Annotated in this window: 26 protein-coding genes; 10 read left to right on the forward strand and 16 right to left on the reverse strand. The window is 48.0% G+C overall.

What is annotated here, in order from left to right; all coding sequences use genetic code 11:
• Nucleotides 1-7 precede the first annotated feature (7 nt).
• A complete protein-coding gene (yjgA, locus tag CWC22_RS01980; protein WP_138538347.1) occupies nucleotides 8-529 on the reverse strand; it encodes a ribosome biogenesis factor YjgA in 522 nt (173 codons plus the stop codon).
• A 181-nt stretch (nucleotides 530-710) separates the two neighbouring features.
• Between yjgA and pmbA the strand changes: the two genes are divergently transcribed.
• Nucleotides 711-2,057 carry a metalloprotease PmbA gene (gene pmbA, locus CWC22_RS01985; protein WP_138538346.1) on the forward strand — a complete coding sequence of 449 codons (1,347 nt, stop codon included), beginning with the start codon at nucleotides 711-713 and terminating at the stop codon, nucleotides 2,055-2,057.
• 25 nt (nucleotides 2,058-2,082) lie between these two features.
• On the opposite strand, the gene mgtE is transcribed toward pmbA, so the two are convergent.
• The 12 genes from mgtE to CWC22_RS02045 form a co-directional block, all read right to left on the reverse strand.
• Entirely contained in the window at nucleotides 2,083-3,441 is a 1,359-nt protein-coding gene (gene mgtE / locus CWC22_RS01990) for a magnesium transporter (RefSeq protein WP_010386636.1), read from the reverse strand.
• Between the two features lie 178 nt (nucleotides 3,442-3,619).
• Entirely contained in the window at nucleotides 3,620-3,898 is a 279-nt protein-coding gene (locus CWC22_RS01995; RefSeq protein ID WP_125558551.1) for an HPr family phosphocarrier protein, read from the reverse strand.
• Nucleotides 3,895-4,740: an RNase adapter RapZ gene (rapZ, locus tag CWC22_RS02000; protein WP_138538345.1), complete on the reverse strand. Its 846-nt coding sequence runs from the start codon at nucleotides 4,738-4,740 to the stop codon at nucleotides 3,895-3,897. Before rapZ ends, CWC22_RS01995 begins: the two co-directional genes overlap by 4 nt.
• 12 nt (nucleotides 4,741-4,752) lie before the next feature.
• A complete protein-coding gene (locus CWC22_RS02005; protein ID WP_125558547.1) occupies nucleotides 4,753-5,208 on the reverse strand; it encodes a PTS sugar transporter subunit IIA in 456 nt (151 codons plus the stop codon).
• A 2-nt stretch (nucleotides 5,209-5,210) separates the two neighbouring features.
• Nucleotides 5,211-5,498, reverse strand: a complete 288-nt coding sequence (gene hpf, locus CWC22_RS02010) for a ribosome hibernation promoting factor (protein WP_010386630.1) — start codon at nucleotides 5,496-5,498, stop codon at nucleotides 5,211-5,213.
• A 25-nt stretch (nucleotides 5,499-5,523) separates the two neighbouring features.
• Complete coding sequence (locus tag CWC22_RS02015) at nucleotides 5,524-7,032, reverse strand: RNA polymerase factor sigma-54 (RefSeq protein WP_125558545.1); 1,509 nt, start codon at nucleotides 7,030-7,032, stop codon at nucleotides 5,524-5,526.
• A 44-nt stretch (nucleotides 7,033-7,076) separates the two neighbouring features.
• A complete protein-coding gene (gene lptB, locus CWC22_RS02020; protein ID WP_010386628.1) occupies nucleotides 7,077-7,802 on the reverse strand; it encodes an LPS export ABC transporter ATP-binding protein in 726 nt (241 codons plus the stop codon).
• Nucleotides 7,799-8,338, reverse strand: a complete 540-nt coding sequence (gene lptA / locus CWC22_RS02025; RefSeq protein ID WP_125558543.1) for a lipopolysaccharide transport periplasmic protein LptA — start codon at nucleotides 8,336-8,338, stop codon at nucleotides 7,799-7,801. Before lptA ends, lptB begins: the two co-directional genes overlap by 4 nt.
• Complete coding sequence (gene lptC, locus CWC22_RS02030; protein WP_125558541.1) at nucleotides 8,328-8,882, reverse strand: LPS export ABC transporter periplasmic protein LptC; 555 nt, start codon at nucleotides 8,880-8,882, stop codon at nucleotides 8,328-8,330. The genes lptA and lptC overlap by 11 nt, the downstream gene beginning before the upstream one ends.
• On the reverse strand, nucleotides 8,879-9,430 hold the full coding sequence (gene kdsC / locus CWC22_RS02035) for a 3-deoxy-manno-octulosonate-8-phosphatase KdsC (protein WP_125558539.1): 552 nt from the start codon (nucleotides 9,428-9,430) through the stop codon (nucleotides 8,879-8,881). Before kdsC ends, lptC begins: the two co-directional genes overlap by 4 nt.
• Nucleotides 9,431-10,402, reverse strand: a complete 972-nt coding sequence (locus CWC22_RS02040; protein WP_138538344.1) for a KpsF/GutQ family sugar-phosphate isomerase — start codon at nucleotides 10,400-10,402, stop codon at nucleotides 9,431-9,433.
• A 9-nt stretch (nucleotides 10,403-10,411) separates the two neighbouring features.
• On the reverse strand, nucleotides 10,412-11,371 hold the full coding sequence (locus CWC22_RS02045; protein ID WP_138538343.1) for a calcium/sodium antiporter: 960 nt from the start codon (nucleotides 11,369-11,371) through the stop codon (nucleotides 10,412-10,414).
• Nucleotides 11,372-11,600: 229 nt separating this feature from the next.
• Between CWC22_RS02045 and CWC22_RS02050 the strand changes: the two genes are divergently transcribed.
• The 7 genes from CWC22_RS02050 to murA are packed head-to-tail and all read left to right on the forward strand — an operon-like array spanning nucleotide 11,601 to nucleotide 16,259.
• Nucleotides 11,601-12,407 carry an ATP-binding cassette domain-containing protein gene (locus CWC22_RS02050; RefSeq protein ID WP_081694300.1) on the forward strand — a complete coding sequence of 269 codons (807 nt, stop codon included), beginning with the start codon at nucleotides 11,601-11,603 and terminating at the stop codon, nucleotides 12,405-12,407.
• Nucleotides 12,407-13,183 carry a lipid asymmetry maintenance ABC transporter permease subunit MlaE gene (gene mlaE, locus CWC22_RS02055; RefSeq protein ID WP_010386614.1) on the forward strand — a complete coding sequence of 259 codons (777 nt, stop codon included), beginning with the start codon at nucleotides 12,407-12,409 and terminating at the stop codon, nucleotides 13,181-13,183. The genes CWC22_RS02050 and mlaE overlap by 1 nt, the downstream gene beginning before the upstream one ends.
• Nucleotides 13,184-13,197: 14 nt before the next feature.
• On the forward strand, nucleotides 13,198-13,743 hold the full coding sequence (mlaD, locus tag CWC22_RS02060) for an outer membrane lipid asymmetry maintenance protein MlaD (RefSeq protein ID WP_125558531.1): 546 nt from the start codon (nucleotides 13,198-13,200) through the stop codon (nucleotides 13,741-13,743).
• Between the two features lie 5 nt (nucleotides 13,744-13,748).
• Entirely contained in the window at nucleotides 13,749-14,432 is a 684-nt protein-coding gene (locus tag CWC22_RS02065; protein ID WP_171045066.1) for an MlaC/ttg2D family ABC transporter substrate-binding protein, read from the forward strand.
• Nucleotides 14,425-14,718 carry an STAS domain-containing protein gene (locus CWC22_RS02070; RefSeq protein ID WP_010386611.1) on the forward strand — a complete coding sequence of 98 codons (294 nt, stop codon included), beginning with the start codon at nucleotides 14,425-14,427 and terminating at the stop codon, nucleotides 14,716-14,718. The genes CWC22_RS02065 and CWC22_RS02070 overlap by 8 nt, the downstream gene beginning before the upstream one ends.
• A gap of 5 nt (nucleotides 14,719-14,723) precedes the next feature.
• The gene (locus CWC22_RS02075) at nucleotides 14,724-14,981 is read left to right on the forward strand and encodes a BolA family protein (protein WP_010386610.1); all 258 of its coding nucleotides are present in this window, start codon (nucleotides 14,724-14,726) and stop codon (nucleotides 14,979-14,981) included.
• Nucleotides 14,982-14,993: 12 nt separating this feature from the next.
• Nucleotides 14,994-16,259 (forward strand): UDP-N-acetylglucosamine 1-carboxyvinyltransferase, encoded by a 1,266-nt coding sequence (gene murA / locus CWC22_RS02080; protein WP_125558529.1) that lies wholly within the window; start codon nucleotides 14,994-14,996, stop codon nucleotides 16,257-16,259.
• Between the two features lie 69 nt (nucleotides 16,260-16,328).
• Here the strand turns inward: murA and CWC22_RS02085 are convergent, their stop codons facing one another.
• The 3 genes from CWC22_RS02085 to CWC22_RS02095 form a co-directional block, all read right to left on the reverse strand.
• Nucleotides 16,329-17,411, reverse strand: coding sequence for a trypsin-like peptidase domain-containing protein (locus CWC22_RS02085; RefSeq protein WP_138538342.1), 1,083 nt, complete (start codon nucleotides 17,409-17,411; stop codon nucleotides 16,329-16,331).
• 273 nt (nucleotides 17,412-17,684) lie between these two features.
• Nucleotides 17,685-19,037 (reverse strand): DegQ family serine endoprotease, encoded by a 1,353-nt coding sequence (locus tag CWC22_RS02090; RefSeq protein WP_138538341.1) that lies wholly within the window; start codon nucleotides 19,035-19,037, stop codon nucleotides 17,685-17,687.
• Between the two features lie 111 nt (nucleotides 19,038-19,148).
• Nucleotides 19,149-19,601 carry a YhcB family protein gene (locus CWC22_RS02095; RefSeq protein ID WP_138538340.1) on the reverse strand — a complete coding sequence of 151 codons (453 nt, stop codon included), beginning with the start codon at nucleotides 19,599-19,601 and terminating at the stop codon, nucleotides 19,149-19,151.
• Between the two features lie 143 nt (nucleotides 19,602-19,744).
• Between CWC22_RS02095 and zapE the strand changes: the two genes are divergently transcribed.
• Together zapE and rplM are read left to right on the forward strand one after the other, a co-directional pair.
• The gene (zapE, locus tag CWC22_RS02100) at nucleotides 19,745-20,839 is read left to right on the forward strand and encodes a cell division protein ZapE (RefSeq protein ID WP_125558647.1); all 1,095 of its coding nucleotides are present in this window, start codon (nucleotides 19,745-19,747) and stop codon (nucleotides 20,837-20,839) included.
• A 260-nt stretch (nucleotides 20,840-21,099) separates the two neighbouring features.
• Nucleotides 21,100-21,528 (forward strand): 50S ribosomal protein L13, encoded by a 429-nt coding sequence (rplM, locus tag CWC22_RS02105; protein WP_010386604.1) that lies wholly within the window; start codon nucleotides 21,100-21,102, stop codon nucleotides 21,526-21,528.
• Nucleotides 21,529-21,537 lie beyond the last annotated feature (9 nt).

A 21,537-nucleotide genomic window follows, 5' to 3' on the forward strand; every position in this document is an offset into this window, starting at 1 on the left:
ACTTTGCTTATGGCAGGATCAGTTCTTTAAGTAACTGAAATAACTCCTTAGAGCTTTTTCCTGGCTTTTCCGCCTGATGCTCTTTTTTCGCCTGGCGAACCAGTTGTCTGAGCTTCTGGCGCTCCAGCGTTGGATGTGCTTCAAGCAGGGTATTGATCTTTTCATCCCCCTTGGCTATCAGTTCATCTCTGAGCTGTTCTACCTGATTAAGCAGGACATCTGCCTGGTTGTTTCTGTTGAGTAACAGATCCAGACCTTGCTGTAATTCTTCTACATTAATGGTGGTACGCAGTTGCTTGGCAATAAAATTTAGATGACGGCGGTAGGCATCGTGCTTACCGCGCAGCTTGTCTGCCAGTTCCATCGCTGCGACCAGCTCAGGGGAGAGTGGCAGCTTTTCTCTTTGCTTTTTCCCTAATTGCGCGATATCAACGCCAAGTTGATGGTATTGCTGTGCATCACGCTTTAATTCGCTCTTTGAGACGTAAATGATCTCTTCTTCTGGCTCTTGGGTAGGTTTTTTGGCCATTTTACCGCACTTACTTCAGTTATTGATGATCAGATTATATCAGAAGTCAGAAAAAGCAGTAATGCATACATGAATGCGCAAATTGCCTAAGGATGTCATACAGAATCTTTACTTGAGTCACAGCGCATCGGCGCAGGCTGTGTTAGGATTATAGAAGTACTATGATTTGTGGAATAAAAACATGAGCCAGCAACACGATCCCATTTGGACGCAAATTGATGAAGTAAAACAAGCCGTGTCTGATGTTTTGGACTATGCAAAGCAACTGGGGGCGACATCTGCTGAGGCATCGATGAGTCGTACTTCAGGTTTATCAGTTAGTACCCGAATGGGAGAAGTTGAAACGATTGAATTTAACCAGGATGGTGGCCTGGGACTGAGTGTTTACGTTGGTCAGCATAAAGGGTCTGCTTCGACGGCCGATCTCGGTCCCAAAGCTTTGCGTTCCGTAGTTGAAAAAGCGGTCGAAATTGCCAAATTCACATCGGATGATCCCTGTAATGGTGTGGCTGATGCTGAGTTAATGCCTGAGGTGGTGCCTGATTTAGATCTTTTCCATCCCTGGTCACTGACACCTGAGGAAGGTGTGAAGCGCTGTCTTGAAGCGGAGCAGGCGGCATTGAATTACGACGAGCGTATTGTTAACTCTGATGGGGCCAGCGTAGCCAGTCATCAGGGCCTGCGCGTTTACGGCAACAGCCATGGTTTTCTGGCCGGGTTTCCGCGTACCCGACACACCTTAAGCACTATGGTGATCGGTGAAGAAAATGGGGTGATGCAACGAGATAATGCTTACTCCATCACACGTGTGCATTCGCAGTTGAGAGATGCCAAAGAGGTAGGCATAGAGGCAGCAGAGTCGACGCTGGCTAAGCTAAACAGTCGTAAGCTGGAAACCATGCGGGTACCGGTTGTATTCCGGGCTGACATTGCCAATAGCCTGTTTGGACATCTGGTTTCCGCCATTGGCGGTGGTGCTTTGTATCGAAAGTCGAGCTTCTTGCTGGATAGTTTGGGTACTGACGTCTTTTCGTCTTGTGTGTCGATCAAAGAGCAGCCACACTTGTTGCAGGCACTCGCATCGAGCCCGTTTGACGCTGAAGGTGTGCAGACAACCGAGCGCGATATCATCAAAGGAGGCGTACTCGAGACCTATTTGTTGCCAAGCTACGCAGCCAGACGCCTGGGTATGCGTAGTACGGGCCATGCGGGTGGGATCCACAACTGGCTGGTACAGGCCACTGAGCCGGACCTGGCCGCGTTGCTGCGGACCATGGGGCGTGGCTTATTAGTGACTGAACTTATGGGGCAGGGGGTTAATACGGTAACTGGTGACTACTCACGCGGTGCTGCCGGTTTCTGGGTAGAAAATGGGGAGATCCAATATCCAGTCAGTGAGATCACCATTGCAGGTAACCTCAAGGATATGTTTAAGTCAATTCAGGCAATTGGGGGAGACATTGAAACGCGTGGCGCTGTTCAAACCGGCTCGGTGCTGATAGAAAATATGCAAGTTGCGGGTCAGTAACCGGTAGTTGTATGCGTTTGGCTGCTTAGACAAGCAGCCAGGTCGCCGTGCCGAGGAAGGCAAAAATGCCTACGATGTCGGTGACTGTGGTCAGTACAACACTGCCCGCCAGTGCTGGGTCTATATTCATTCTTTTTAGGATCAGAGGTATGCTGGCGCCTGCAATGCCCGCAGCAACCAGATTCATAAACATTGCAAAGGCAATCACGCCCCCGAGTACAAAATCCCATTGCCACAGGGCAATCACACCTGCAATCAGCAAAGACCAGAGTAACCCATTCAAGGCGCCAATGGCGAGCTCTTTACCCAGTAAGAAGCGCTGGTTAGTGGCGTTAACGTGCCCCAGAGCAATACCACGGATCACCAAAGTCAGGGTTTGACTGCCGGCCACACCACCCATGCTGGGGACTATGCCATTCAATACTGCGAGGATCGGTAAAATATCTAAGGTGCCTTCGAAAAAGCTGGCAACGAAAGCGGCCATCAGTGCAGTAAGCAGGTTGATCCCCAGCCAGATTGAACGGCGACGGCTACTTTTCCAGACCGGCGCAAAGGTATCTTCTTCATCGTCGAGACCAGCCATACTCATGAGGCTGTGTTCGGCGTCCTCTCGAATAACATCAACGATGTCATCGATGGTGATACGCCCCAGCAAATGTGCGTTGTCGTCTACTACTGGTGCTGAGATCCAATTATGACGTTCAAACAGCTGGGCGACATCGCTTTCGTCCATTGAAATGGGAATAGTTTCACGTTCTTCATTCATTAACTCATTAACCAGTTTGTCAGGCTGGCTGGTTAAAAGCACACTGATCGGCAGGGAGCCCAAAAAGCAATTGTCTTTGTCTACTACGTACAGGTCATCGGTGCCATCAGGGAGTTCCCCTTTGAGGCGCAGATAACGTAACACGACATCCAGTGACACATCCGGGCGGATCGTCACCGTATCTGTGTTCATCAATGCGCCTGCGGAGTGCTCGACATAAGACAGTGCCTGGGTTGCTCGGGCTCTGTCTTGCGAGTCCATGGCACCGATAACGTCCTGATAGACGGGATCTGGCAAGCTCCTCAGGACTTCACCGAGATCATCATCATCCATGTCTTCTGTCGCCGCAGCGATCAGCTCTGGCTCCATTTTGGCAATGATGCTGAGTCTCACATCTTCAGACAGCTCTTCAAGCACGTCACCCTGTATATCCGGGTCAACCAATTGCCAAAGCAGAGTTCTGATTTTATGTGGGGAGGACTCCAGCAATAGCGCGGTGTCGCAGGGGGGAATTTCGGCTAAGGTTCGCCTGACTTGAACAAACTGACCACTGTTAAGGGCATTCGTAACTTGCTGCAATAGCTCCAGTGTGTAGTCTTGTTCAAAAGCTTCAGGCATAGGCATCCCAGGTTGGATAGTCGACAAGTAGGCTTGTCAACGAGTATATAGCGCATTGATTATAGGCTTATGATAATTATAGCTGTTTTAATATCAATTGGTATATCTAAAAAAGCGAAGAAAGCCGTCATGAAGCGGCAGTTTTGTGTCTGTCTGATCGGAGAAAAGCGAAGAGGAGTTACTCTGATTCGTTAAATTTATCTGCAATGAGATTGCCAATGGCATGTAAAGCGCGTTCGGCATCTGGTCCTTCGCAGACGACTTTGACTTCTTTGCCCTGACTACTTTCCAGTAGCAATAAAGCCAGTACACTGTCACCCTCTGCTTCTTTACTGCCCTGAAACAGCGTGATGTTGGCATCAAACTGTGTGGAGAGTTCTGCCAGCACACTGGCTGCACGAGCGTGTAGCCCCAGCTTATTCTGGATCAGAAAGGTATCTTCAAAGCGTTGTGTCATTTTTCTTGTTCGCGGTGATGGATCTTCACATTGTTGTGGTTGCGGGCAAAACGCTCACCTAACGTTTGGGCAAGATACACGGAACGGTGTTGTCCACCAGTACAGCCAATTGAAATGGTCAGGTAGCTGCGGTTATTGCGTTCCAGATGGGGCAACCAGGTTTGCACAAAGGTCTGGATCTGCCAGGTAAATTTTTGCACTAAGCTGTGGCTAGACAGGTAATCAATAACAGGTTTATCTAAACCGGTTAACGGTTTAAGGTCTGGTTCCCAGTGTGGGTTTGGTAAAAAGCGGGCATCAAACACGTAGTCGGCTTCTTTCGGAATACCATGCTTAAAGCCAAAGGACTCAAAGGTGATGATTAATTGTTTGTCCTTTTTACCGAGGATCTTTTCCCGGATACGCTCTGCCAGCTGGTGGATACTCATGTCCGTGGTATCAATGGTGATATTGGCGCGGCGGATAAGCGGGTCAAGCAGCTCTTTTTCTTTTTTAATTGCTTTGTCCAGCGACAGATCAGCCAATGACAGCGGGTGCAGGCGGCGTGTTTCTGAAAAGCGACGGATCAAGATCTGATCTTCACTGTCCAAATAGAATATGTTGGGTTCTGCAAATCCGGGGAGGTATTCCAAAATATCGTCGAGTTCTTGCTGATCTTTTGGCAGGTTACGTACGTCAACGCTCACGGCAATTTTATCATAGCTGTCTGACACACTGCGCACCAATGCAGGCAGCAAGTTGACTGGGATATTATCGGCGCAGTAATAACCCAAGTCTTCCAGCACGCGAAGGGCGACCGATTTTCCTGAGCCAGAACGACCACTGACAATAATTAACTGCACAGAAACTCTCCGTTAGTTGTCAAACTCTTCAATTATCGCGAATAACTCCTGATCATTGTGAGCTTGTCTGATACGTTTACAAAACACCTTGTTTTTAAGTTTATCAGCGATCGTTGCCAAGGTCTGCAAATGTTGTTGATTTTCTCCCTCGGGTACGATGAGTGCCACAAAAATGTCGACGGGTTGATTGTCAATGGCATCAAAGGCAATGCCTTGCTGATTAACAAGCAGCATAGCCACCACTTTATCTATGCCTGCCATACGGCCATGGGGCAGGGCTATCCCTTTTCCTATCCCCGTACTACCGAGTTTTTCGCGGCTCAATAGTGCATCAAGGATATCATGGGCATTACTGTCTGGAAGCTGGCTTTGAGCCAACTCACTGATGTACTCTAAAATACGTTTCTTACTATTAAAAAGGACCGCAGCTTTGCTGCAGTCCTGTGAAATCAATGAGCTTAGTTTCATGATTAATGTCGAGTTAGCTTCTCTTTGTGCTTGATCACCTGGCGGTCAAGCTTATCGATAAGTCCGTCTATTGCGGCATACATATCCCGGTGTTCGGTTGAGGCAAAGATTTCTCCCCCGTTCACATGTAATGTGGCTTCTGCTTTTTGGATGAGCTTTTCGACATCTAGGATAACATGCACATTATTGATGTGATCAAAGTGCCTTTCTAGCTTCGCAAACTTGTTTGTTACATAGTCTCTTAACGAATCGGTGATTTCTACATGTCGACCAGTTAAATTTAGTTGCATAAGCATTTTCCTTCTGTAGTTACGTCTAAATCAGGCTTTTACGCTGATTGGACGGTGGGATAGCCAAAGACTCTCGGTATTTGGCAATTGTACGTCTAGCCACTTTGATCCCTTGATCTGCCAATACGTCCGCAATCTTGCTGTCACTCAAAGGTTTAGCTGTATTTTCTGCGGCAATTAGCTTTTTGATCAATGCTCTGATTGCAGTCGAAGAGCATTCTCCTCCGTTTTCAGTGCTGACATGGCTTGAGAAGAAATACTTCAACTCATAGATACCGCGTGGCGTGTGCATATACTTTTGAGTTGTTACACGTGAAATCGTGGACTCATGCATGTCGACCATTTCGGCCACATCATTCAGTACCATCGGCTTCATTGCCTCGGGGCCATGTTCAAAGAATGCCTGTTGTTGCTGCACAATGCAATTAGTAACTTTTAATAAAGTTTCATTGCGGCTTTCTAGGCTCTTGATGAACCATTTTGCCTCTTGCAAGTGTGAACGAATAAACTGACTATCTGTGCTGGACTTGACTGAACGGGACATCGCAGCGTAGTGGTCATTCACTCTAATTTTTGGCATTGAATCGGGGTTGAGTTCAACAACCCAGCGACCTTTCACTTTTTTAACCGACACATCCGGGATCACATAGTCTGCTTCTTCTTGCACTATGCTGGCGGCAGGTTTCGGGTTTAGGCCGTGGATCAGGGTCATTACTTCTTTCAGATCCGCTTCTTTGAGTTTGGTTTTTTTCATCAAAGTGCGGTAATCCCGGCTGGCTAACAGATCTATGTGCTCAGTCAGAATTTCTTTGGTCTGTGCAAGCCAGGGGGTATTTGGGTCAAACTGGTTGAGCTGAATGCACAGGCATTCTTGCAGGCTGCGTGCAGCAATCCCAACGGGGTCAAATAGTTGGATCCGTTTCAGTACGGCCTCTACTTCATCCTGCTCGATCAGCTCGTCATCGTTGTCCTGATTCATGCTTTCGACGATGTCTTCGCAGCTGATGGTCAACAGGCCTGCGTCATCAACCGCTTCTACAATTGCAAGGGCGATGGCTCTGTCTGTTGGACTAAAAGGCGTCAGTTCCAACTGCCACATCAGGTATTCTTGCAATGTCTCAGTCGTTTTACCCTGGTAAATGGTTTCGTCTTCCGGCATTGGGCCTGAACTGCTTGCCGGTGCGGCACTGATGTACTCATCCCAGGTTACGTCCATTGCCAAATCGTCGCTGACGGTGTCTTTGTTTAGAGCAGCATCGCTGTCTTGTTCGTAGTCGCTGACAGCCGCCTCTTCATAGCTGTCGTTGTCACTCGTTGTAGGTTGTTCCAAATCGGAATCCGACTTGGACTGAGTTTCATTATCTTGTGATTCAGACTCACCTTCTTCCACTTCCAACAAAGGGTTGCTATCAAGCGCTTCTTGGATTTCTTGTTGGAGATCTAGCGTACTCAACTGTAACAGACGAATAGCCTGTTGCAGTTGTGGTGTCATTGTCAGTTGCTGCCCCATGCGCAGCTGTAGCGATTGCCTCATGTATCTCTAACAATCCTTTTTGTTATTTACTTCTAATTTTATAACTATAGCCTGAATTGCTCACCTAGGTAGACATCCCGCACGGTTTGATCGGCCAGAACATGCTCCGGGGTGCCTGCTGCTATCAGTTCACCATGTGACACTATATAAGCTTTCTCACAGACGTCCAGCGTTTCACGCACGTTGTGGTCAGTGATCAGTACGCCTATCCCACGGTTTTTCAGGTGTTCTATAATTTTCTTTATATCTAACACTGAAATAGGATCAACGCCAGCGAAAGGCTCATCTAATAAGATAAATTTTGGATCTGCCGCAAGGGCGCGGGCAATTTCTACCCGGCGTCGTTCACCGCCCGATAGTGCCATACCCTGGCTATCGCGAATATGCTGGATATTAAACTCATCTAACAGCTCATTGAGGATGACTTCTCGTTGTTCTTTATTCAATTCTTTGCGGGTTTCTAAAATGGCCATCAGGTTCTGATAGACGGTCAGCTTGCGAAAAATAGAGGACTCTTGTGGCAGGTAACCAATACCAAGTCTTGCTCGGCTATGCATTGGCAATAAGGTAATGTCTTGTTCGTCAATATGTATGCTGCCCTTATCACTGGGCACCAGGCCGACAATCATATAAAAAGTGGTGGTTTTACCTGCGCCATTTGGGCCAAGGAGGCCAACAATACTGCCAGCTTCAACGCTTAACTCAACGTTTTTAACAACCTGTCTGCCCTTATAGCTTTTGGCCAGTGCGGTGGCGGTTAATTTACTCACGGATTACCCTTCTCTTTTGGTTGCTGGGGGTTCTCTTTTTCAGGTAACAGAATGGTTCTCACACGATTTTGTTCTTGCTCCCCGCGCTGTGCGCTGATCAGCTTCTTTTCCATATCATAAACGATGGTTTGCGCGCTAATTTTTTGCCCTGCCTGACTGATCTCTGCACCGCCTTTTATGGTGAGCATGCGGTTTGCGACGTCATAGCGCACTTCTTTGGCGGTTGCCTTGAGTAAAGAGCCATCCGTCTGACGCTCTTGAAATACGGCTGGGCTGCCTGTTGCAACCAGCAGCTGCTTGTTTTTACCCAGTTCTTCCCGACGGTGCACCTCGAGACGATCGGCCAGAATTTTCCGGTCACCGTGAATGATTTCGACGTTTTCCTCGAATACGCCAATATTGGTTTGCAACTGGGCCAGCTGAGTGCCAGAACTGATAATCACCTGATCAGCAGCTGTATTTTCTGCATAAGCTGCAGGATGAAAGGCACTCAAAGTGCACAGTAAGATCAAGGAACAGGTTAATTTATTGCTCATAATAAATTGTTTCAGTGTGGTTGATGAGTTCAATGATTTCGGTATTGAGATCGGCCACTAAGCCTTTACCTGAAATCGTTAAGTTTGGCCCGGTAATTTCTACTGGGTGCTCAGAGCGCATGTGCTTTTCATTAATATCGACTTGCACATGATCGGCGTTGATGTGCTTTATCATGGCATCAGCCGTCAGATTTGTTGCCTGCACTTCACCTTCCAAAATCAGCGTATTGTTGCCATATAAGGTGGCTTCATTGGCCTTGAGTTGCCAGTTTTGCTGGTCGTTGTGCAATGTAAAAATTGGCGCGGTAAAGTGGCTAAACCCTAGCTCCTGATAGAGTTCCATTCTATCTGCCGTAATTTGATAGCTGAGCTGCCCATTTTCTGCGTAATTGGTTTGCTTCAGATCGATGGCGACATAATCGGGTTTAGCCAACACTTCTTCTGATCGCGGTGCGACCTGTCCCGATTGCGTTAAATAGGGATACCACAGCCATAACATGGTGAGGCTGAATACAACGAGCAATAAGGCGCGAAGTACGGTCATACGCTACTGCCTTCATAACCCAATGATTTGCCCTGACAGAGCAGCAGTAAGTCAGTCAGCTCCCGAACCGCACCAAACCCGCCGGGTAACAAAGTTCTGTAATCAGCTGCACGAACCACCATAGGGTGAGCATCTTGCACGGCCACAGACAGACCGACTTTGAGCATCACAGGTAAGTCAGGTGCATCATCGCCGATATAGGCAATCTCGTGATCTGCCAGCTGCAATTTGTCTTTCAACTCAGCGTAGCCTTGCAACTTGTCTTCCATACCCTGATAGATGTACTTAACGTTGAGGCTAGTCATGCGCTGCTGAACAATGTGTGAATGACGCCCCGTGATTACTGCCACTTCAACTCCGCCATTGATCAGGGCTTTTATGCCGAAACCATCTTTGGTATTAAATGCTTTTAACTCTTCGCCCTGATTGCCCAGATATATGCGGCCATCAGAGAATACCCCATCGATGTCGCAGATCAGCAGTTTAATCGCCTGCGCTTTTTGTACAACAGTATCATCGATGGGTTGATATAGGTCGGAAAACAGCATTTATAATACTCCTGCTCGCAGCAAATCTTGCATATTTAACGCGCCGATTGGACAATTTTGCTCATCAATGACAATCAGGCCATTGATGCGTTTTTTCTCCATGATATGTAATGCTTCAGCAGCCAACATATCCTGTGTCACTGTGGTACATTGCTTGGTCATGACTGAGTCTATCGGGGTACTGTGTAAATCCAGTCTTTGCTCAATAATACGGCGTAAATCGCCATCTGTGAACAAGCCTTGGAGCTGCCCCTTTGCATCGACAATGGTGGTCATGCCGAGACCTTTGCCTGACATCTCAAACAGGGCATCGGTCACCGTGCAGCCTTGCGATACAACGGGTACCGCTTTGCCCGAATGCATTACATTCGCCAGTGTTAACAGCAGACGCTTACCCAGGCTGCCTCCAGGGTGAGACAAGGCAAAGTCATCTGCCGTGAAGCCGCGGGCTTCGAGCAGTGCCACCGCTAAGGCGTCTCCCATGACCAGAGTAGCTGTGGTGCTGGCCGTTGGTGCGAGCCCTAATGGGCAGGCTTCTTTGGAGACTTTAATGCACAAATGGATATCTGCCAGCTTTGCCATGTTCGACTCGGGGTTACCCGTCATGCTGATGATTTGCGCGCCAATGCGTTTGATTACCGGCACGATGGCCAATACTTCGTGCGTCTCACCTGAGTTAGAGATCAGTAATACCACATCATCAGCCGTGATCATGCCTAAATCACCATGGCTAGCCTCACCCGGGTGAACAAAAAATGCTGGCGTGCCCGTGCTGGCCAGTGTCGCCGCGATTTTATTGCCAATATGACCTGACTTACCCATGCCGATCACTATGATTCGACCACGGCATAGCAACATGAGTTCACAGGCAGCAGTAAATCGTGCATCAACATACTGGGCGATCTCGATAATCGCTTGTTGTTCGATTTCTAGTACCTGTTTGGCAGAACCAATAAAATTGTGCGTGCTCATGCTGAATCCTTAAATAATAAAGTACATATAACCACAGAATGCACCAAGGAGTAGCCCGCCTTCAACACGGTTAATTTGTCGGCGCCCTTTGAGGCTAACACTCATCAGCACTAATGCGGCTGTTGCGCCGAGCATGACATAGATGTCCCTGTTTGCAATATTGCTGTCCAGTGTTGCCGGATTCAGGATCCCCGCAATGGACAACACTGCCAGAATATTAAAGATGTTTGAGCCGATGATATTACCCAGTACCAGGTCGTCTTCATTTTTGAGCACGCCGGCCACACAGGCGGCCAATTCAGGTAAACTGGTTCCGATAGCGATAATAGTCAGACCGATCAGCAGGTCGCTCATGCCAAAGTATTTTGCAATGTCGACGGCTGCGTCGACCAGGTAGTCGGCACTCACCGGCAATAAAATCATCCCCACAACCAGCCAAAATATGGCTTTGCTCATTGGGACATCACTTGGAACTTCATCACAGGCTTCGGAAATAAGCGGATCGTCCTGGTCGGTTTTGCCTGTTTTTGAGATATAGATTAGGCCACCGATAAACACAAAAAAGCCAATTAACAGCAGCCAACCTTCCAGCGCGCTAAACTGGTTATCACTGATGATCAGCCACGCGGCCAGTGACACGATCACCAACAGCGGCATTTCACGCTTTAAAATGCCAGAGCCAACCGCCAGTGGACGCAATAATGCGGTGATGCCAAGTACCATGAGGATATTGGCGATGTTGGAGCCAACAGCATTACCAACAGCGGTGTCAGTTTTGTCAACCAGCGCAGCTTGCGCAGCGACCATCATTTCTGGTGCTGAGGAGCCCATTGCAACGATAGTCAAACCCACAATTAACGTTGGTACCCCGAGGTTTTTGGCCAGCGCCGCAGCGCCATATACGAAGCGATCGGCACTCCATACCAGGGCAATGAATCCAAGAATGAGTATGACAAACGATAAAACCATGAAGTCTAAGCCAAGTTACTAAATTCAATGGCGCAGATAGTATCAAATCGCTCATCAAATGTATAAATAAAGTCATCGCTTTTGCGAGCGGACAAAACCCTGAAAGGTGCCTATTTCGCACAACAAATATGGCGAATCAATTACAAAATTTTACCATTAAGAGTTTTCCATCTCACAGCAAAACAACGTATTATTCCACAATTGAAAAAAGTATGATGTGGAGAGCGACTTGACGCAGTCAATAGTTGAAGTCAGGGATTTGACCTTTTCTCGTGGTGAAAGGACAATCTACAAAAATATGAGTTTCTCCGTCCCCAAAGGGAAAATTACGGCCATTATGGGGCCCAGTGGTATTGGTAAAACCACTATGCTAAGACTGATCGGTGGTCAGCTTAAGCCCGATAGCGGGGAAATCCTCTTCTCAGGTGACAGTATTCCATCTATGTCCCGCCAGGCACTGTATCAGGCGCGTAAGCGAATGAGCATGTTGTTTCAAAGTGGTGCCTTGTTCACGGACATGTCTGTATTTGACAACATTGCTTTTCCACTCCGAGAGCACACTAAGCTCAGTGAAGAATTAATTCGCCTGGTGGTGCTGATGAAATTACAGGCGGTTGGTTTGCGTGGTGCACGCGATCTTATGCCATCAGAGTTATCCGGTGGCATGGCACGGCGTGCCGCTTTGGCCAGAGCCATTGCACTTGACCCTGAGTTGATCATGTATGACGAGCCGTTTGCAGGGCAAGATCCGATATCCATGGGCGTGCTGGTGCGTCTGATTAAATCACTCAATGAAGTGCTGGGTTTGTCGTCTCTAATCGTCACCCACGATGTAACTGAAGTACTCAGTATTGCCGATCATGTTGTGATCATCGCTGAACAAGGCGTGATTGGTAGCGGTACTCCTGAACAAATGCTGGCGCATGACTCGCCACTGGTACAGCAGTTCCTGCAAGGCCACTCCGATGGGCCGGTGCCATTCCACTTCGATGCGGCACCGTATGAGGATGAGTTACTGGCAGGAGGAAGCCATTAATGGATTTTTTGCAGAAGTTAGGTCACAAAACACTGAGCCGCTTTGCGTCGTTAGGCCGGGCAACTCGCATGTTATTGGGGGCCTTGTGCAGCATGCCCAATTTCAGAAAAGGTGGCCCTTTACTGATCCGCCAACTGTATATGGTTGGCCATCAGTCGTTGCTTATTATTATGGTATCAGGCCTCTTTATCGGCATGGTACTGGCGCTACAGGGCTACACTGTATTGGTCGACTATGGGGCAGAAGACAGTCTGGGGCCGCTGGTGGCACTGAGTTTGTTACGTGAACTGGGACCTGTGGTCACTGCATTATTGTTTGCCGGCCGGGCAGGTAGTGCGTTGACTGCGGAGATTGGTCTGATGAAAGCCACTGAGCAACTTTCCAGTCTGGAGATGATGGCCATTGATCCACTGAAACGCGTGATTTCTCCCCGTTTTTGGGCAGGCTTTATTAGTATGCCGCTGTTAGCGTTAATTTTCTCAGCTATTGCGATTCTCGGTGCACATCTGGTTGGTGTGGACTGGTTAGGGGTCGATTCAGGTAGCTTCTGGTCCATTATGCAATCTCAGGTGTCCTTTGAGCAGGATATTGTCAATGGGCTGATTAAAAGTTTTGTATTTGCGCTCATCGTGACCTGGATTGCGCTATACAAAGGGTATGACTGTATCCCAACGTCCGAGGGGATCAGTAAAGCCACCACAGAAACGGTGGTTCATTCTTCTCTTGCTGTTCTGGGCTTCGATTTTGTTCTGACAGCAGTGATGTTTTCAAGTTAAGGGTTTGTAGAAACATGAATACACGGAAAATAGAAATACTGGTCGGCCTGTTCGTGGCTTTAGGTGTGGCCGCCTTCGTAATGCTGGCACTAAAAGTGGCCAATGCAGGGATTAGCGGCAATGGTGAAACCTATACCTTAGAGGCCAAATTTGACAACATCGGCTCGCTTAAAACGCGTGCGCCAATCAAAGTAGGCGGCGTGGTGATAGGCCGCGTTGAGGGGATCAGCATCCACCCGCAAGAGTTTGTGCCGGTTGTAAGCATGAGCATTGATAGTCACTATGAGTGTCAATTTTCGGATACCACGTCTGTGTCGATCCTGACATCGGGCATTTTGGGTGAACAGTATCTGGGTATTTCTCCGGTGATTGCGTCTCAATCTGCGAAACAGACTTGCCTGGGTGAAGAGGTGGTAAGCAATGATGAGCTCGATTTGGGCGACTTGTTTGGTGTTGAAAGTGCAGCCCTGAAAAATGGTGACATGATCACAGATACTAAGTCGGCATTGGTTCTGGAAGAACTGATTGGCCAATTCCTGTTTAATCAAAGTAGTGAGTAATAACCATGATGGCGAAAGTTTTGGGTTTCTTCGCAAGTGTTTTTCTAATTGGACTTGCCAGCACAGTATCTGCCAGTGAGGTAGATATGACCAACCCTTATACTATGGTGCAACAAGTTGCAGACAATACCTTTAAACGCGTGACCAAAGATCAGAATAAGATTGAGCAGGACAAAGAACACCTGCGCGTGATTGTGGAAGAAGAGCTACTGCCTTATATCGACTACAAATATGCCGCTTATCGCGTACTGGGCAGCCACATCCAGAAAGTCCGTAACATTGAGGACAAAGAAGAGAAACGCCAGGCAATCGAGCACATCCGTACGTTTATCGACGTGTTTAAGTCTTATCTGGTTGCGACTTATGCAGGGGTGTTTACTCAGTACACAGATCAGAAGGTTGAGTTTGAACCGGCTCGCGATGCCGATGGTGATAAAATCGCCATAGTTAAAACTAAGATAATTGAAGCGGGTAAACCGGATATTAAAATTGATTTCAAAGTGCGTCGCGACAGTAATGGAGAGTGGCGTGCCTTTGACATGATGGCAGAAGGGATCAGTCTGCTTGACGCAAAGCAATCTGAACTGCATGGCATTTTGCGCCAGCAGGGCATTGTGCGTGTGATTGAGTTACTGGACAAGAAAAGCAAGCTGCCTGTGCAGTTTCGAGGTGACGACGGCAATGCCTAATTTGCAATTTAATAAACCCGCGGCTGACACAGTCGCGGTGGTCGGTGAACTCACACGAGATAGCCTGACAAATGAATCGCTTCTTAACCAGTTGTTAGAAAATGCGCAGTCAGTCCTGTATTTTGACCTTTCTGAGGTATCCAGGGTTGACACCGCGGGCTTAGCTTGGTTAATTCACTCTTTAGGCAAATTAAAACAGCAAGACGTGCGTCTTGAGTTAAAAAACGTGCCTGACCAGCTACAAAATCTGATGGCGCTGGGACAGGTCAGCAACCTATTTGAGTGAGTCCAATGGAAACAAACCAAGTCGAAGCTTTACTACAAGAAGCGCTGGAACTTGACGAAGTCAAAGTTAAATCAGAAGGCAGTCATTATGAAGTGATCGCGGTTGGCGGCTGCTTTGAAGATTTGCGCCGAGTTAAGCGCGAGCAAATGGTCTACGCCCCGCTGATGGAAGTGATTAAAGACGGCACTATTCATGCCGTCAGTATTAAGGCCTTTACGCCAACTGAGTGGCAACGCGAGCGCAAATTTATCTTACCTCAATAATCTGGAGCCACAATGGATCAGTTTGTTATCCAAGGTGGCACCACTTTAAACGGTGAAGTCACTATTTCCGGGGCCAAAAATGCAGCCCTGCCAATTCTCTTTGCGGCGATTCTGGCCGATGGAAAAAGCACATTCAGTAATGTACCCAGACTCAGGGATATAGGGACTACAGAAGCCTTGCTGCGCACCTTAGGGGCTGAGGTAAACTGGCGCGGTCAGTTGTTGGAAATTGATGGTGCCAAAGTCGATAAAGTACTGGCTCCTTACGAATTAGTTAAGCAGATGCGGGCATCCGTGCTGGCCCTGGGTCCACTCCTTGCTCGGTTTGGGAAGGCGCAAGTGTCATTACCGGGGGGGTGTGCTATTGGTGCACGGCCTGTGGATTTACACATCGCCGGACTGGAAAAAATGGGCGCGACTATTCGTGTTGAGAATGGCTATATCAATGCGCATATCGCACAAGGTGAGCGCTTGCATGGTGCTGAAGTCTTCATGGAAACCGTATCAGTTGGTGCGACTGAAAACCTCTTAATGGCAGCAACACTGGCTGAGGGTAAAACGGTACTGGAAAACGCCGCGCGCGAGCCTGAAATTGTCAATTTGGCTGAGTGTCTGGTTGCCATGGGGGCCAAGATTTCTGGTGCCGGTACGAGTCGGATCGAAGTCGAAGGGGTAGAAGCCCTGCAAGGGTGTGAACACAAGATCCTTCCTGACAGAATCGAGACTGGTACCTTTTTGGTGGCGGCGGCGATGAGTCAGGGTGAAGTACTGTGTAAAAACACCGACTACCACAGCTTGGAACCTGTGCTGGATAAATTGCGCGATGCCAATGCATTGGTTGAGGTATCACAAGACAGTATTTTTGTCAGTATGCGTGGCCGGGAATTGCAGGGGGTGAATATCAAAACCATGCCTCATCCGGGTTTTCCAACCGATATGCAGGCGCAGTTTACCGCGCTGAATGTGGTCGCAAATGGCAGTGCAACCATCACTGAAACCATCTTTGAAAATCGCTTTATGCATGTCCCTGAACTGCAACGTATGGGGGCCAATATTCGCCTTGAAGGTAATACTGCGTATTGTGGTGAGACGGCGTTTTTGTCTGGTGCACAGGTGATGGCGACCGATCTGCGGGCGTCGGCCAGTTTGATCTTAACCGGGATCGTGGCCGAAGGTGAAACAGTGGTTGACCGTATTTATCATGTTGACCGCGGTTATCAACGCATTGAAGATAAACTCAGTCAACTGGGTGCTAAGATAAAGCGACGCCATAATTAGGCTGAACAGGTATGCTAAAAAAAGCGAGCAATGCTCGCTTTTTTTGTTGCCTTAAAATTGGTTTAAGGACTAATAAATTGGGGTTTCCAGTTCAGCTACTTCCACCATGAAGGTGAGGTGACGATTGCCCCGATACACTTCAAATTCCAGTTGTGTGCCTGGTGCTGTGTTGCCTATTTTACGCAAAGTCTGCTGCGGGTTTTTAACGGGCTCACCTGCCACTTTTGTGACTATGTCATTTTCTTTCATACCGGCTTGCCAGGCTGGGCCCAGCGGGTCCAAGTCGCTGATCCGTAAACCCACAATAGTGGTGTAGACATTCGTTACTTCCTGACCTGTATTATCGACTGGTGTGCCTCTGAAGCCCAGGTAGCCACGGATAACCCGGCCATCTTTGATCAGTTTAGCCATCACATCTTTGGCCAGCGAGTAAGGCACGGCAAACGAAATGCCCTGAATATCGATATTGTATCGGGCTCTGAATTGTGCAGATGTGATCCCGACTAGATCGCCATTGGAGTTGACCAGTGCCCCACCTGAGTTGCCCATGTTTACCGCCGCATCCATTTGTAGCAGGCTGTTGTACTGGCTGTCAGTCAGGGTTTGCTTACCGGTGGCACTGATGATCCCCTGAGTGATGGTTTGTCCCAAGTTTAACGGGTTACCGATGGCCAAAACAACATCTCCGACTTGCGGGGTAAAAGCATCGTCAACCGGGATAACGGGTAAGTGCTCAGCCTTAATTTTTAACAGCGCGAGGTCTGTAATAGTGTCATACCCGACCAGTTGTACCTCGTTGAATAAACGCCCATCCGGCAGCAACACAATGATTTGATCAGCATTATTTACAACGTGATAGTTAGTCAGGATATAGCCTTCTCGGCTCATGATCACGCCAGAGCCAAGCTCCTGGACGGTATTTTGCCGTTTGAATCTTGGTTGATTACTGAAGCTTTCAGAAAAAATCGATACCACGGCCGGGGCTGCGCGATTCACACCGGATGCAAAGCTCATATGCTGCGCTGTGTAATGACCGTTAAGGTCAAGGCGCAGAGCATTCTGGCGCAACTCGGGCGTGAACCAGATGATAATCAATGCCAGGCCTAAACCGACCAAGACAGGTGGAAGAATGAGCTTGAGTAATTTGAACACGGTTATTTTTTATCTAGTTATCTGTGTAGAGGGTAATAATGGCATAATTAACAGCAATCTGCATTAATACAATCGTTGATTGGAGGCCTAAGACGATCATCAAATGTATAAAAATCACTCATCAGAACAAACGAATAGAAAATTGCCGGGGACCTACCATCACGCTTTTGTCGCCTAAAGGTGGATTGTTTACTGCGGCGGAAAAATAAAAACACAGCGACAAGTGCCGCTGTGTTTTTTGTTACATGTGGTGAAGGGGATGGGATCAGTACATTACTGAATAAGGTAAAATACTGAATCACGCCCGCGTTTAATGCCCAGTACAATATTGCCCTGAATGTCGTCAATCAGGCGCTTCATATCCCGCACTGAGGCAACACGTTGGCGGTTAACCTGCATAATGACATCGCCTTCTTGCAGACCCACTCGGGCGGCAGGTGAGCGCTCTTCGACAGAGACAACGACTATGCCCTGATTACCATTACGTTCACCGCTTTCCAGCACGGCGCCTTGCAGGCTTGGGTGGATACGGTCGGCTTCGGCGCGTTGTTCACTCTGACCTTTTAATTCAACCTTAAGCGTTCGGGTATCGCCATCACGATAGACGTCAATCTTGACTTTTTTACCTTCGCCGAGGGTGGCAATCTTGCCGCGCAGCTCTTCAAAGCTCTCAATCTTGTCGCCATTAAGGGCGATGATCACGTCATTGGCTTTAATGCCCGCTTCATCTGCGGCTGAGTCTTTAACGACCTCCTGAACAAAGGCACCTTGTTTGACATCAAAGCCTTGTGCTTTTGCCAGGCCTGCGTCCAGGGTTCGGCCTCGGATCCCCAGTGAGCCACGACGTACCTGACCATATTCAATAATTTGGTCGACCAGGTTTTTCATCATATTTGAAGGAATAGCAAAGCCGATGCCGACATTCCCGCCTGAGGCACCCAGGATTGCGGTATTAATACCAATGAGTTCTCCACGCAAATTAACCAGTGCGCCACCTGAGTTGCCCTGGTTAATGGCGGCATCGGTCTGAATAAAGTCTTCGTACCCTTCGATGTTCAGTCCACTGCGGCCCAGGGCACTGACGATGCCTGAGGTCACGGTGTGGCTGAGGCCAAATGGGTTACCAATAGCTACTGAGAAGTCACCGACTCTGAGCTTGTCAGAGTCTGCCAGCTTCACTTCGGTGAGATCTTCACCTTCAATTTGTAATAATGCAATATCTGATTCTTTGTCTGTACCAACCAGCTCTGCTTTAAACTCTCGGCCATCTTTGAGGGTGACCACGATATTGTCTGCTTCGTCGATAACATGGTTGTTGGTAACCACATACCCTTCATCTGCATCTATGATGACGCCGGAGCCCAGGCCACTGAAGGGACGCTTTTGAGAGCGCGGGGCAGGGTTACCAAAAAAGAAATCAAATGGATCAACGCGTCGGCGTACTTCTTTGGCACCAGAGACCTGGATGCTGACCACCCCAGGGGTGACCTTTTCCAGCATTGGAGCCAGCGTTGGCAGCTGTTGGCCATCAACGGCCACCGGCAGGCGCGCATGAGCGGTTTCTGGTAATAAAAATAAGCTTGAAGAAAGTAGCGCTGCGGTAAGTAATGATAATTTCAGTTTCATAGTCGTGGAATTCTCCTGGAAACAGCGTTAGTCCGTTGGGCGATGCGCCTTTGCGCATCTCCCATTATTCAATTGCTATTTCTACTGACTATGGGGTCAAAAAAAAGTTCATCAAGAGGCTTTTAATTGCTCACTTTGTGACCCTTCTCCTTTGAACAGGCCGCTTTCTCCTTCAACATAATCACTTGGCGGGGCATCGTGTGTTTGCTCATTGGCACGACGTTTCTCGCCTCGCATGTGTAATGAAGCGTGGAGTTGCTCGGTGGTCTCTTTCGAGAAGAAAGGTTCACTTGGCGCTGATTTTTCCTGGCTAAGGAGCTGTTTACCGTCTTCAAAGTGACGGTTCAGCAGGGTGTAGTTTTCTTCCAGTTTAGCCATCAGCTTTTTGCTGTCTGCAAGATGATCGCTGACATCCTGACGATACTGTTCCAGTGCATGCTGTGCTTCTTGCGCTTTTTGTTCCAGCTCGTCGTGCTTGAAGCGTTTTTTAGTCAATTGCGTACCGGCAATAAATGCGGCCACTGCAACGAGTACAAGGATCCCGAACCAGGCGATTGTCGTCATAAAATACTCCTGTTGATGATGCGACTAAGTGGCGCACCGAATGCAAAAAAATAATCGACTTAGATAGCTTAAATATACGCTGAGTTTCGATGCGTGTTAATATAGCGGGCAAATAAAACTGCTCTTCGACAATAAAAAAGATGATGACGCCCTGGGAAAAGTACCAACAAGACTTACAGCGTGATGATTTTCACCACGACAGCGCGCAGGAAAATGCCGTCCGGCACCTGCAAAGACTTTATGATGATCTGGTCAATCAGGTGCCGGTCAAAAAAAGCCTGCTGGGCAGCCTGTTTGGACTGAAAAAGACACAACAGCCCAAAGTCAAAGGGTTATATTTCTGGGGCGGCGTAGGGCGCGGGAAAACCTATCTGGTTGATACGTTTTATGAGGCTTTACCGACTGAGCGCAAGATGCGGGTCCATTTTCACCGCTTTATGCATCGTGTTCATGATGAACTTAAGAAACTCAAAGAAGTGAAAAACCCACTTGAAGTGGTGGCAGACATTTTTAAAGCTGAAACCGATATCATCTGTTTCGATGAGTTTTTTGTTCAGGACATTACCGATGCCATGTTGCTCGGTGGCTTAATGGAAGCGCTGTTTGAGCGTGGTATTGTGCTGGTTGCGACGTCCAATATCATTCCTGATGAGCTGTACCGCAATGGCTTGCAACGTGCACGCTTTTTACCGGCAATTGCGCTGGTGAATGAGAATACGGAAGTGGTCAATGTGGATTCGGGGATCGATTACCGTTTGCGAACCCTGGAGCAAGCCGAAATCTTTCACAGTCCGCTGGGTAAAGAAGCCGACGATAACCTGTTTGAGTATTTCGATAAATTGTCGCCTGAACCAGGCAAACTGGACGAGCCGATTGAGATTGAAGGGCGTCTGATCCAGACCCGTAAAGTGTCTGATTGCATTGTGATGTTCGATTTTAGTGCGCTGTGCGAAACGGCGCGCTCTCAGGTGGATTATATGGAGATCAGTCGCCTGTATAACACCGTTATCTTGTCTGATGTTAAACAGATGGGGCAGAACAACGATGATGCGGCAAGGCGTTTTATTGCGCTGGTGGATGAATTCTATGAGCGCAACGTGACGCTGATTATTTCTGCAGAGGCACCCATCACAGAATTATACACCGACGGAACACTGAACTTTGAGTTTAAGCGTTGCATCAGCCGTTTACAGGAAATGCAATCGCTGGAGTATCTCGCCCGCGAGCACCTTGCTTAAGGCCCTAATACCGTGAGGTTCACACTCATTTCAGAGAATGGCATGTTTTTTGTGGAAAAAACAGCCATCCCCTAGCATCGTGGCAAAACCCTTGCTATAATCCGCGGCCTGCCACGTTGCGTTACTATTGCCCTCGTCGGCTTAGCCACTGACTTGAGCGGCAAAAAAGTCTTAAACTCGAAGGGGTTAAAGCACCAAAAAGTAGAGCGGTAGTCATTCGGACTACCTGTGGTTTTAACTGAAAACTTTGGATTTTTATAATGAAAACGTTTGTTGCTAAACCAGAAACTGTAAAACGTGACTGGTACGTAGTTGACGCTGAAGGTAAAACTTTAGGTCGCATTGCTACTGAAATCGCTTCTCGCCTACGCGGTAAGCATAAAGCTGAGTACACTCCACATGTTGACACTGGTGATTACATCATCGTTATCAACGCTGAGAAAGTTACTGTAACTGGTAACAAAGCTCAGGACAAAATGTACTATGCACACTCTGGTTACCCAGGTGGCCTTAAATCTGTAAACTTCGAAAAACTTCAAGCTAAAAAGCCTGAAATGATCATCGAAAAAGCAGTTAAAGGCATGTTACCTCGCGGTCCTCTGGGTCGTGAAATGTTCCGTAAACTGAAAGTTTACGCTGGTAACGAGCATAACCACGCGGCTCAACAGCCTCAGGTTCTAGACATTTAAGGAGCACTA

The organism is Pseudoalteromonas rubra (assembly GCF_005886805.2).
Classification (GTDB): domain Bacteria; phylum Pseudomonadota; class Gammaproteobacteria; order Enterobacterales; family Alteromonadaceae; genus Pseudoalteromonas; species Pseudoalteromonas rubra_D.